General features: G+C 41.3%; 11 protein-coding genes. 7 read left to right on the forward strand and 4 right to left on the reverse strand.

From position 1 onward, the window contains the following. Window positions 1–61 precede the first annotated feature (61 nt). Window positions 62–406 (reverse strand): hypothetical protein, encoded by a 345-nt coding sequence (locus G3T18_RS18270; RefSeq protein ID WP_224412016.1) that lies wholly within the window; start codon window positions 404–406, stop codon window positions 62–64. A 345-nt stretch (window positions 407–751) separates the two neighbouring features. Between G3T18_RS18270 and G3T18_RS18275 the strand changes: the two genes are divergently transcribed. Next, on the forward strand, window positions 752–1,411 hold the full coding sequence (locus tag G3T18_RS18275) for a class I SAM-dependent methyltransferase (RefSeq protein ID WP_318014002.1): 660 nt from the start codon (window positions 752–754) through the stop codon (window positions 1,409–1,411). A gap of 431 nt (window positions 1,412–1,842) precedes the next feature. On the opposite strand, the gene G3T18_RS18280 is transcribed toward G3T18_RS18275, so the two are convergent. Both G3T18_RS18280 and G3T18_RS18285 read right to left on the reverse strand, forming a co-directional pair. Further along, window positions 1,843–2,727 carry a 3'(2'),5'-bisphosphate nucleotidase CysQ family protein gene (locus G3T18_RS18280; RefSeq protein ID WP_318014003.1) on the reverse strand — a complete coding sequence of 295 codons (885 nt, stop codon included), beginning with the start codon at window positions 2,725–2,727 and terminating at the stop codon, window positions 1,843–1,845. Between the two features lie 49 nt (window positions 2,728–2,776). Beyond that, a complete protein-coding gene (locus tag G3T18_RS18285) occupies window positions 2,777–3,634 on the reverse strand; it encodes a sugar kinase (protein ID WP_224412017.1) in 858 nt (285 codons plus the stop codon). A gap of 42 nt (window positions 3,635–3,676) precedes the next feature. On the opposite strand from G3T18_RS18285, the gene G3T18_RS18290 reads away from it, so the two are divergent. From G3T18_RS18290 to G3T18_RS18310, 5 genes are all read left to right on the forward strand, one after another. Beyond that, window positions 3,677–5,917: an EAL domain-containing protein gene (locus G3T18_RS18290; protein WP_224412018.1), complete on the forward strand. Its 2,241-nt coding sequence runs from the start codon at window positions 3,677–3,679 to the stop codon at window positions 5,915–5,917. A 334-nt stretch (window positions 5,918–6,251) separates the two neighbouring features. Continuing rightward, a complete protein-coding gene (gene rsmI, locus G3T18_RS18295; RefSeq protein ID WP_224412019.1) occupies window positions 6,252–7,088 on the forward strand; it encodes a 16S rRNA (cytidine(1402)-2'-O)-methyltransferase in 837 nt (278 codons plus the stop codon). A gap of 403 nt (window positions 7,089–7,491) precedes the next feature. Then, the gene (locus G3T18_RS18300) at window positions 7,492–8,862 is read left to right on the forward strand and encodes a YfaZ family protein (protein ID WP_224412020.1); all 1,371 of its coding nucleotides are present in this window, start codon (window positions 7,492–7,494) and stop codon (window positions 8,860–8,862) included. Between the two features lie 17 nt (window positions 8,863–8,879). After that, window positions 8,880–9,308: a hypothetical protein gene (locus G3T18_RS18305; RefSeq protein WP_224412021.1), complete on the forward strand. Its 429-nt coding sequence runs from the start codon at window positions 8,880–8,882 to the stop codon at window positions 9,306–9,308. A 55-nt stretch (window positions 9,309–9,363) separates the two neighbouring features. Continuing rightward, window positions 9,364–10,044 (forward strand): hypothetical protein, encoded by a 681-nt coding sequence (locus tag G3T18_RS18310; protein ID WP_224412022.1) that lies wholly within the window; start codon window positions 9,364–9,366, stop codon window positions 10,042–10,044. A 211-nt stretch (window positions 10,045–10,255) separates the two neighbouring features. Here the strand turns inward: G3T18_RS18310 and G3T18_RS18315 are convergent, their stop codons facing one another. Next, window positions 10,256–10,669, reverse strand: coding sequence for a DUF4112 domain-containing protein (locus G3T18_RS18315; protein ID WP_224412023.1), 414 nt, complete (start codon window positions 10,667–10,669; stop codon window positions 10,256–10,258). Window positions 10,670–10,798: 129 nt separating this feature from the next. Between G3T18_RS18315 and mtnA the strand changes: the two genes are divergently transcribed. Then, a complete protein-coding gene (gene mtnA, locus G3T18_RS18320; protein WP_224412024.1) occupies window positions 10,799–11,851 on the forward strand; it encodes an S-methyl-5-thioribose-1-phosphate isomerase in 1,053 nt (350 codons plus the stop codon). Window positions 11,852–11,908: the final 57 nt, after the last annotated feature.

An 11,908-nucleotide genomic window follows, 5' to 3' on the forward strand; every position in this document is an offset into this window, starting at 1 on the left:
CGGAGGTTATCAAAAATAACCTCCGACGTTTGCTTGTTTTAATTTTCAGCCAGAATTTTTTTTAAGCTATCTGATATGAGAGCAATTTCTGTCTGGTTTTCGCAAAGAAGTTGTTTTTCTTCCTGCTAGAGGATTCTTCCTCCTTCGTTTCCTCGGCTTCGGCGGCTAATACGAGCATTTTATCGCTGCTGCGTACCACCATTTCGCCTCGGTTGACTGCTTCTCGCCATTGACGACCAATTTTCCAAGCGTGAAACTTCGCTGGATTCCAACGAGGGTTGACTGGATACCCAGCAAAACCAGCACGTAACGCTGCTTGGTTGGTACTAGGTATGGGGGTACGCACTAAGATTCCTTCTGCCAAGTCAACCACGTAGATATTTTGGTTGTTAATTGCCTTTGACATGGATTTCACCCCCTTTTTATTCAGTATTATTTAAATCATATTACAATTTATTAAAATAGGAGATTATTTTTTGGTTTTTATTCTAGTTCCTTCATTCCCAAGTCTTTTTACCATATTTTTTAGTTCATGTCAAGCACTTAGGAAAGTCTCGCTACGGCTAAACCTTGAATTAAATTACCACAAGTTTAAAAGTTAATCCGGGCGATCGCGTCATTCGCGAAAATCTTCTTTTTCTTTATTGTATTACAGCGTACTACAAATGACAAGTCACCAGAGTAAGTAAACAACGCTTAATATTTCGTAATTTTTTTTAAACTAAAAATAGCTAACCAAATTCAATTAACGATGATGCCGCGATTACGACCCGAACAGCGTACCAAACTCGACGATACTGAGGATACACTATTTTATTCTGTGCCTCGTTTAGTTACTCATGTAGATGACAATTTTATCGACCAACTGACAAATCTTTATCGAGAGAGACTCAAACCGAAGACACGGATTTTCGATATGATGAGTAGTTGGGTATCTCATCTTCCTTCTGAGATGGAATTCGCCCATGTGGAAGGACACGGAATGAACGAAGAAGAATTGGCGAAAAATCCGCGCCTCGACCATTATTTTATTCAAGATTTGAACCAAAATCCACAATTACCCTTAGCCGATGCAGATTTTGATGCAGTTTTGAACTGCGTTTCAGTACAATATTTGCAATATCCAGATGCGATCTTTAGCGAAATTCAGCGCATTCTCAAACCTGGAGGAATTGCGATTATCAGCTTTTCCAATCGAATGTTTTTCAATAAAGCGATCGCGGCTTGGCGAGAAAACACCGAAGCCGGTAGAGTAAAATTGGTAAAAAGCTATTTTCAGTCAGTTCCCGGATTTAGCGAACCAGAAATCATTGTGAATCAGTCGAGTATTCCGAGTTTCTTGCAAATGCTCGGTGTCGGTGGTACAGATCCATTTTACGCCGCGATCGCCCAGAAAGAAACTAACACTTAAACGGGCGATCGCTTGGGAAGATAATTTTCTAACCTAACCCCCCAACCCCCTTCCCTACAACCGAAGGGGGAGTAATTAATAACTGAATCATTATCAAAATTCTCCCCTCTCCTAGCAGGAAGATAATTTTCTAACCTAACCCCCCAACCCCCTTCCCTACAACCGAAGGGGGAGTAATTAATAACTGAATCATTATCAAAATTTTCCCCTCTCCTAGCAGGAAGATAATTTTCTAACCTAACCCCCCAACCCCCTTCCCTACGAGGGTAGGGGGAGTAATTAATAACTGAATTATTCTCAAAATTCTCCCCTCTCCTCGCAGGAGAGGGGTTGGGGGAGAGGTTATCTAAAATCCAGTGCTACTCAGCATCAAAATTCTCCCCTCTCCTCGCAGGAGAGGGATTGGGGGAGAGGTTATCTAAAATCCAGTGCTACTCAGCATCAATTTCCGCTAAAATTGCCGTAGCCGAGGAATAAAGTTCTTGATGGCAATGACCATTACTAGCCATTAAACCACCCCACTGATTCACATCACCAGTATTGTAAACAATCGGCTCGCCCTCAAAATTAGTAAATTTTCCGCCAGCTTCAGTTAAAATCAACTCAGGCGCGGCAAAATCCCAATCTTTCGGCGCAGATTTGCCCGAAAGCGAGATATAAACATCACATCGCTGTTCCACAATCGTCGAGATTTTACAACCCACGCTACCAACATAATTACGTTCATTAAACGGTATACGTGCTAACATTTCATTCAAACGTTTGTCGCGGTGAGAACGACTAGCAACCAAATTCAAATCTTCAATGCGATCGCGATCGCTAACTCGCAACTGCTCAACTTTACCATCCTTCGTTTCCACAAAACTACCGCCACCTCTCGTCGCAAAATAGACTTTTTCCAGTTCCGGGACGGCAACCACAGCCAAAACCGGGCGTTTCTGGTAAGTTAAAGCAATATGAACCGCATATTCGCCCGTTTTCTCGATAAAATCCCGCGTACCATCGAGAGGATCGACAATCCAAACCCAATCACCAGGAACAGGTTTTGAACCACCAGCTTTGTAAGTTTCCTCACTCAGATAGCCAAAATGTTCCTCACTAAAAGCAGCCTGTAAATGTTCGAGAATATAGTGATTAGCGGCGATATCAGCAGCCGTAACCGGACCATCCTTTTTTTCCTCAACCTCCAAATCGCCCTCATTCGCTTTACCGCGATAATACGATCGCAGAATTTCGCCCGCTTCCCAACCCACTTTACGCGCGATCGCCACCATTTCTTCTAACTGCTCAAAATAATTAATACCCAAAACCTTCACCGCCTCTGTTAAGTTTCTTGTTCAACAAAAATTGTAAACGATCGCTCAATTATCGTTGCATCCACTGACGAGTTCCCCAAGATTGACAAGCAAAAGCGGCAATTTTCGCCGAATTTGACAGCGCCTCAATAAAATTTGTTTGGAGAATATAATGGCAAAAAGCACCGTGAAAAATATCCCCAGCGCCGAGAGTATCTACTGCGGTAATTTGCGGTACTGCCAATTCTCCCCTTTCACCTTCACTGAAATATTTAATCGGTTTTTCTCCATTTGTTAAAGCAATCTGAGTAATTTCACTACTATGAAGATAAGCAAAAACCTCAGCTTGCGATTCACAACCAGGAGGGAAAAAATTAGCCGAAACTATCGCATAATCAGCCCAACAGAGAACTTTTTCAAACCCCGGTTTCCAACTTCCACCATCCACAACAACCGGAATCTTTTTTGCTTTCGCTTGTTTCGCCAAATATTCACTAACAATCATTTGATGTCCATCGATTAAAACCACATCCACATCATCTAAGATATCTGCGGGAATCGCGGAAACATCAGCTTGAGATTTAACCGCATTGACAGAAATCACAGCGCGATCGCCAGTAAATGCAGTACTAATAGTCGAAGACACAGGCGGAGAATCCACGCGATCTTTATCCAGATCGATCGCATTCACTTGACAAGCTTCTAAATCAGCTCGAATTAAATTACTAATCGGATGTTTACCAATCGCTCCCAAGATAGATGCTTGATTTTTAAAATAACTAAAAGTAACCGCCGCATTAGTAGCCGGACCTCCAGCCGCTATAGTGTCATTAGAAGCAACAACCTTTTGATTTCTTTCAGGAAATTCATCAGTTAGATACAGAATATCTAAAGTAACCAATCCGACAAACAAACCATTTTTCATCATTTTGAAACAAATTTCTCCTCTAACAGAAAATATAGGTTATATATGATAGAATTTTTCCCAAATCTAGCCCTTTGGTCAAAATTATTTCCCATAGGATTATCTCACCCATCGGGATTTATGCCTCACGGAACTTGCTATCTTTGGAAACCAGAATTAGTAATTTTACATAGTGCTTCCGACTTACTCACTGGATTTGCTTACTATTCCATTCCAGCCATGCTCATTTACTTCGTTCGCAAGCGTGAAGATTTGCCTTTCCCGTGGATTTTTTGGATGTTTGGTGCTTTTATCATCTTTTGCGGTACAACTCACTTAGCAGAAGTTTGGACGCTATGGTATCCTAGCTACTGGCTATCTGGAGCCTTAAAATTAGCCACAGCAGGCATTTCACTCTATACTGCCATCGAACTCTTCCCCTTAATTCCTAAAGCCTTAGAATTACCTAGTCCCGCACAACTAGAAGCAACCAACCGCAAATTAGAGCAGGAAATCAGTGAAAGAAAACAAGCAGAAGCCGCATTGCAAAACAGCGAAGCACGCTTACGCTCAATTTTTGAAGCCGCAGCGATCGGTATTACTGTAACTGACAATCAAGGAATTTTACTAACCGCAAATCCCGCTTTCAGAAAAATTTTAGGTTATAGTGAAAAACAATTAACTCAAATGCGTTTTAGCGATCTCACCCATCCAGAGGATAGAGAAGTCAATTGGGAACTTTTTCAAGAATTATTTACTGGCAAACGGGAATTATACCACATAGAAAAGCGTTTTCTTCGCAATACCCAAGAGATAGTTTGGGCTAATCTTACTGTTTCTCTACTGCGAGATCCAGATAACCAGCCCCAATTCGCGATCGCCATGATTGAAGACATTACCGAACGCAAAAAAACGGAAAAAGCACTACTTCAATATCACCAACATCTCGAAGAATTAGTAGGAGCGCGTACTACTGAACTTACCTTAGCTAACGAACAACTTTCTTGGCAAGCTAGCCACGATTCGCTTACTGGATTAGTCAATCGGAACGAGTTTGAAAAACAGTTACAAGATGCTATTTTGAGTTGCAAATCCCTCCAACAATCTCACAGTCTTCTCTATCTAGATTTAGACAGATTTAAAATTGTCAACGATACCTGCGGTCATATTGCTGGCGATGAATTATTACGTCAAGTTAGTAATATTTTAGCAAATAACTGCCGCAAATCCGATCTGCTCGCTCGCTTAGGAGGCGATGAATTTGCTTTGTTACTTTACAATTCTACTTTAGAAGGAGGAGAGTCGATCGCGCAAAATATTCTCGAAAAAATTCAAGAGTTTCGCTTTGTTTGGCAAAATCAATCTTTCACTATTGGTGTTAGCATCGGCTTGGTTCTGATTGACTGTATTAGCTTTAATGTTGAAGAAGTTATTAATGCTGCTGATGCTGCTTGTTATGCTGCTAAAAGTTACGGACGGAATCGAATTTACATTTATCAAAAAAATGATAAAGACTTGTCACAAGCTAAAGCAGATATACGATGGGTAAAGCAAATCGAACGGGCAATCATTGAAAATAAATTCCAACTTTATATCCAACAAATTGCTTGTTTGCAAAAATCTTCTTTAGCAAATGAAGACCATTACGAGGTGTTGTTACGATTGTCAGATGAAACAGGTAAGATTGTTTCTCCAATGGCGTTTATCCCCGCCGCCGAACGCTATAATTTAATGGGATTAATCGATCGTTGGGTGATTGGTAACTTTTTTGCTTATTTAGCTCAATATTCGGCTAAATTGCTTTCTCAAGAAAAGAAGTTGGCAAGTATCTATACAATTAATTTATCTGGAGAAAGTATTAATGACGATCGCTTGGTAGAATTTCTCAAACAACAGTTCCAAATTTATCAAATACCACCGCAGCTAATTTGCTTTGAAATTACTGAAACTGTAGCCGTATCTAATCTCACTAAAGCTAGACAAATGATTCAGGAAATTAGTAAACTTGGTTGTTGCTTTGCTTTAGATGATTTTGGTAGTGGTATGTCTTCTTTTGGTTATCTTAAATATTTGCCTGTAAAATATTTAAAAATTGACGGACAGTTTATTAAAGATATAGTAAACGATCCTCTCGATCGCGCGATCGTCGAAGCAATTAATAATATTGGTCATGTGGTGGGAATGAAAACTATTGGTGAGTTTGTTAGTGATGAAAATATTTTGCAAATTATTGGAGAATTGGGTGTAGATTATGCTCAAGGTTATGCAGTTAGTAAACCTCATCCTTTATGGGAAATTGAGGATTAGAGATTGGGGATTGGTGATTGGGGACTGGGTTCAGTTATCAGTTATCAGTGAACAGTTATTAGTCAACAGTTGGGATGGGATTGCTAATGGGAGAGATTCAAGAAGGTGGCATTAGAAGAACGACAGATTCGAGGGTAAACTGGTCACTGTTCATTGGTCACTGTTCACTGTTGATTGGGGATTGGGGATTGGGGATTGGAAAATGATTTTTTTGGGTTACTAAGTATAGATGATTTATTAAATTATTTTTTGGTAGCGGGAGCGTCTCGCTACCTAAAATTTTTAAGACCAATAATTGCTATAGTAGATGAAAAGTTACTGATAATAATCGACGATGAACGATAAAGCTGGAAATCTTTATGTAGTAGGAACACCGATTGGTAATCTAGAAGATATTACTTTTCGGGCTATACGAATTTTACAAGAAGTGGATATAATTGCGGCTGAAGATACGCGCCATACAGGTAAATTATTACAACATTTTCAGATTATTACTCCACAAATTAGTTATCATAAATATAATTGCCAACAACGTCAAGAAGAATTGTTGACTCGGTTGCTGGAAGGGGATAAAATTGCTTTAGTTACTGATGCAGGAATGCCCTCGATTTCCGATCCGGGTTGTGAGTTAGTCGCTGCTTGTTTAAAGCAGGGAATAAAAGTGATTCCTTTACCTGGTGCAAATGCGGCGGTAACTGCTTTATCGGTAGCAGGAATGAATGGATCTGAGTTTGTGTTTGCAGGTTTTCTTCCTACTAAGAATAAAGAGCGACAAACTCATTTGGAAACTCTCAAAAATGAAACTCGCACGATAATATTTTATGAAGCACCTCATCGACTGGTAACAACACTGCAAGATTTAGCGAAGTTTGTTGGGGAAAATAGAGAAATTTTTCTGGGGAGAGAGTTGACAAAATTACATGAAGAGTGTATAAAGATGAAACTAGGGGAGGCGATCGCGTTTTACAGGGAAAAAACTCCTAAAGGTGAATTTACCTTAGTGATGGCAGGAGCAGCAACCGCAGAAAAGCTCACAATCTCCGAAAGTGAGTTGAAAGTAGAGTTACAGCAAATGTTAGCCCAAGGAATGACGCGATCGCAAGCTGCTCGTCAACTAGCTCAAGTAACTAATCTCTCCCGTCGGCAAATTTATCAACTGGATTTAGATTAAGAAGAAACCTAACCCCAGATAGAGGTTTTAAAGAAAAAAAATAGCTACCAGAGAGTTAATTTACTAAGAAGAAAAAATTTACTCATAAATAAAGTTAATGACGAAAAAAATTAGCCATTTAGTCCGGTTTAGTCGTAAAATCTTAGTAGATTAGTCTGTCAGGAGAAATTCCCCGAGTCAGGAAACAGAAGTTAAGCTCGAAAAATTCGTTAGTGAAGGAAGGATTTGTAGACGAGAAAAAAATCGTCTTGCTAATTTTTGTTAAACCAACGAAAATAGTTTCCATGCAAGCAAAGCTTCTCAATTCTGCCTTTTGAATTTTAGCTCCTGATGCGGAAAAAGATAATTAAGTAGTGAAGCATACATCTCAAGAGATGTTGGTGTGAGACCAGAGGAGGTCAAAGTGCGCCTTTCAGGTATTGCTCTCGGTAGTTTAACAGCCTTGGTAGCGGCTAATTTTCCTGCTATTGCAAGCGAAATGACGACTTGGGAAAATCAGTCATCTAAATCACGAGAATTTCCTAGCGAAATAAATTTTTCAGTTGGAGAAATACCAGCAGTTGAAAAAGTAAACTCGGTTACATCTGACGATTCTGTCACAGTGACAGACTTATCATCAGAGTTAACCACAACTTCCTTAGAAATAAGCCCAAAAACTAACAACAGCCAAACGGAGAAAACTAATCTTAGTCAGAGATATTTAGCCACAACCAACCCAGCTAAATTAACTCCCCAAACCAAGTCAGAAGTAATCGAATTTGGACAAGAAATTCCTAAAAAAAACCCAGCAACTCAACCTGTTGCTGAAATTACAATCTCACAAGTAGCTCAAACTCCTTTTACTGAAGTTCCCGCGATAGAAGCAATTACTTCGACAGTTAACCAATCAAGTGAAACAAATGTGGTTAACAGTCGTGGAGAAGTAGAAATGCCAACCCAAACAGTTAGCCAAGAAATAACTAACGAACCAGCACAAAATTCAAATTGTGCGGCACAAAATCCAGACAATCGAGAAGTATCTAATCAAGGAGCAGAATTATTAGCTCAAACTCGTAATTGTCCCCGTCCCCAACCAATTCAACCTTTAGTTTTACCAGATATTACGTTTGAAGAAGCGGGTTCATCTCCAGCTTTGAGCATTTACATTCCCGTTGGTTTTGGTGCAGATGGTGGCACATTATTTGTGAGTGGAACTTACCAAGCTAGCGTCCGCGACGATGATGGCGATGTCGCTACATTTGGCGCAGGTTTAGGTTTGGGAAATGCTAGAGAAGCAGTGGGAGTAGAACTATCTTATGCTTTTGAAACCGAAGATACAGATGACTTTGGTGCAGGGGGTTTTAATGCGAAAGTGCATCGTCAGTTAGGACGAGATTTGTCAGTTGCTGTCGGTTGGAATGGTTTTGCAAATATCGGTGATAATGATTTCGACCATTCAGTTTATGGAGTAGCAACGACCGTTTTACGCACCAGAGAATCAATTAACGATCCTTTCAGTCGGGTTGCTTTAACACTTGGTGTTGGTACGGGACAATTTAGCGAACATGACGATGACGATGATGATGGCGTAAATGTGTTTGGTAATGTGGCTATTCGCGTCAATCGTCCGATTAGTTTGATTACAGAATGGTCGGGAGACGATTTAGGTTTTGGTTTATCGATCGCGCCGTTTAAAAATATACCTTTTGTAATTACTCCCGCAGTTCGTGATGTAATTGGTGAAGGTGACGAACCGAGATTTGTTTTAGGTGCTGGTACGGCAATTAAGTTTTAGTGAGGAGGTTGGTAAAAATGGAGAAAATCAAGCGTTTAAGTTGGGTTTTAGGCTTATCAATGGTTGCAGTCAGCTTAACAGTTAGTCCGGCGAAAGCTGATGGTAGTTATTCTGATATTACTGGGACAAATATTTGGAACAATACCGCACCCATATTTGAAGGTTCCGAAGGCGGAATAGACCCGGATTTAGTCGCCAGAGTCGAACGATTAAACGAAGAATCAGCCGCAGCATTCCAAGCTTGTAACGCAGCGATCGCGCAAGTCGAACAACAACTTCCTCCCTCCGGACCGAGGAGATTCGCTCGACAACCGCAACCCGGTCAATCTCCCGGCGTTCCCGTCGCTTGTCAGCGACTGAATGAATTAAGAGTAGAAGTTGAAAATGTGCGTCTAGAGTTGCAAGAATTGGCAGGAACCGTCCAATCCGGTTACGCTACTTGGTAAAGATTCACATAGCGCGATCGCCCTTTCCGCCGAATAGTGAGGAGAAGAAGCAACAATGAATTTAAGCAAAATTCACTTATTTACCACCGTTTTAGCTGCTGGAGTTGTCACTTCCCTTGCAACTCCCACCCAAGCACAAGTTCGGGATGTCTTCGATAACCAAGCCATCCAATTTGCCGAAGATACTATCGTCGAATTTGAGTTTGTCGGAACTCACGGTTCGTTTCAATCTACCATCGGTATCCGAAACGAAACCACAGGGGAAGAAATTGCCCTCTTCCGGGAAGTAAAACCTTATGATGACTTTGGTCGCTCAGGTACAGAACGAGCAGTTCCCGGTCAAAATAATACTGGTACAAACTTAGATTTTGTCGGCACAATTGGTGATGCCGTTCAACCAGGACCGAGAGTTAATGTCGTGAACGTATCTGGAAAACCTCAAGGGGCAGTAGTTGAGTTTCCCTTCCAAGCGGGAAATAGGTATACTTTGTACCTAGACTCAGTTAGCGCCACAGGACAAACCAGAAGACGGGTTTTATCTACTCAAGTTTTTGCTAATTTTGACGGAAACTTTGCCAGTTTAAGCGGTGGAACTCGCGGTAATATTACTGGTAGTCGCATCGCTTGGGAAGATGGCGGACAACCGGAAGTTGGTAACGACAGTGACTTTGATGATTTTGTTCTCGAAGCAGGTGGATTTCTCGCTGGTGTAATTCCCTGTCCTCCAATTAGATAAACCTAAAATGTAGTTGCCCCTTTAATTCACCTCTCCCCTAACCCCTCTCCTGCAAGGAGAGGGGAGAAACTATTAATTACTCCCCCTTCCCTAATAGGGAAGGAGGTAGGGGGGTTAGGTTCTTTACTTAAGAAAAAGCTAAAATTTTCTGATAGTGGCTAAATTTCGTTTTTGTCGATTTGGGGATTAGTTGCAAGAATCCATAAAATTGTTATTTAATCAGCAACGGTCGAGTCAACTCATCAGTATATTCAGCCGCAGCTTCTTCTACTTCCGGTTCAGTCACCATTAAATGTTTTTCCAGAATTTCTAAATTACGAATATTAGACTTATAAAAAGCGTCAAAAATATCGCCAAATAACGGAACTGTCCCAATGACAAATTCCAAGCCCACATTGTAAATCATTTTCCGCAAATCTTCGCCAGGAATGCCAAAACGAGTAGCTAGATAAATAATATATGCGGAAAATGCGGTACTAACCAAATCGCCAGCACCTGGGATAATACCAAGAATCGGGTCGATACCGATGCGAAACTTAGTACCGGGAATACCAATCGCGGTATCCATCAAACGACTAAGTTTACGGATGCGTTTGAGTGTTTTTAAGCGTTCGTCGATGTTCATATTTTGATATTGACATTACTGAGGTCTTTTTGTCGTATATCGCTAGAATTAAATTGTCAGCGACAGATGTTGTTTTTGTGTTTCTCAGCATCTATCCTTAGTTAGAAACTTAGAAAACCGAAAATCCCCATGAATTCCCCAGTTTATCCGATAGTTTGGCAAGAAAACAAGGTAAGATTAATCGATCAAACCTGCTTACCTGGTAAATACGCAGTTGTGGAAATTAGTCGCGCTGAAGACATGGCGCGAGCAATTAAGACTATGATTGTCAGAGGTGCGCCAGCGATCGGTGTCGCGGCAGCTTATGGTATGTATTTAGGTGCAACGGAGATCGAAACTAGCGATCGCCAAGAATTTTTACGTCAACTCGATCGCGTAGCTGAGATGTTGCGGCAAACCCGCCCCACCGCAGTAAACTTATTTTGGGCGATCGCGCGATCTCTAAAAACTGCTTACGAAACTCTCGGTACAATCGCAGACATTCGCGCCGCTTTACTCACCACCGCTCAGAATATTCAAGCCGAAGACTTACAAACTTGTCAAGCGATCGGCGATCGCGGCTTAACCGTCTTACCCAGCAACCCACAAAAACTAACCCTGCTTACCCACTGTAACGCAGGTTCCCTCGCCACCGCCGGATACGGCACAGCATTAGGCGTAATTCGCTCGGCATGGCGCGAAAACCGCTTAACGAGAGTTTTCGCCGACGAAACCCGTCCGCGTCTCCAAGGCGCAAAATTGACCGCCTGGGAATGCGTTCAGGAAGGCATACCAGTCACCGTAATTACTGATAGTATGGCAGCCCATTGCCTGAAAGAAAACAAAATTGATGCGATCGTTGTCGGTGCAGACAGAATTGCCGCAAATGGAGATACTGCTAATAAAATAGGCACTTATTCCCTAGCAGTTGTCGCTAAAGCGCATAACGTTCCCTTTTTCGTTGCTGCACCCCTTTCTACAATAGATTTTGAATTAGCAACTGGCGCAGAAATTCCCATCGAAGAAAGAGATTCCGAGGAAATTTATCAAATCGGCGAAACCCGAATTTGTCCCCAAGGCGTAGAATATTACAACCCCGCCTTTGACGTTACTCCTGCGGAATTAATTACCGCAATTATCACCGAAAAAGGCGCAGTTAAACCCGAACAATTGCCACAATTAACCGAACAAGTAGCAGTTTAAAACACATTTTCTAAGAATAATTTAAGAACCTAACCCCCCTACCCCCTTCCCTACAAC

Origin of the sequence: Oscillatoria salina IIICB1 (genome assembly GCF_020144665.1) — a bacterium.
Lineage (GTDB): Bacteria > Cyanobacteriota > Cyanobacteriia > Cyanobacteriales > SIO1D9 > IIICB1.

What these genes read in the sequence shown, in the direction of transcription:
- G3T18_RS18270 (WP_224412016.1), bottom strand. Translation starts at nt 406, where the DNA reads ATGTCAAAGGCAATTAACAACCAAAATATCTACGTGGTTGACTTGGCA.
- G3T18_RS18275 (WP_318014002.1), top strand. Translation starts at nt 752, where the DNA reads ATGATGCCGCGATTACGACCCGAACAGCGTACCAAACTCGACGATACT.
- G3T18_RS18285 (WP_224412017.1), bottom strand. Translation starts at nt 3,634, where the DNA reads ATGATGAAAAATGGTTTGTTTGTCGGATTGGTTACTTTAGATATTCTG.
- G3T18_RS18290 (WP_224412018.1), top strand. Translation starts at nt 3,677, where the DNA reads ATGATAGAATTTTTCCCAAATCTAGCCCTTTGGTCAAAATTATTTCCC.
- rsmI (WP_224412019.1), top strand. Translation starts at nt 6,252, where the DNA reads ATGAACGATAAAGCTGGAAATCTTTATGTAGTAGGAACACCGATTGGT.
- G3T18_RS18305 (WP_224412021.1), top strand. Translation starts at nt 8,880, where the DNA reads ATGGAGAAAATCAAGCGTTTAAGTTGGGTTTTAGGCTTATCAATGGTT.
- G3T18_RS18310 (WP_224412022.1), top strand. Translation starts at nt 9,364, where the DNA reads ATGAATTTAAGCAAAATTCACTTATTTACCACCGTTTTAGCTGCTGGA.
- G3T18_RS18315 (WP_224412023.1), bottom strand. Translation starts at nt 10,669, where the DNA reads ATGAACATCGACGAACGCTTAAAAACACTCAAACGCATCCGTAAACTT.
- mtnA (WP_224412024.1), top strand. Translation starts at nt 10,799, where the DNA reads ATGAATTCCCCAGTTTATCCGATAGTTTGGCAAGAAAACAAGGTAAGA.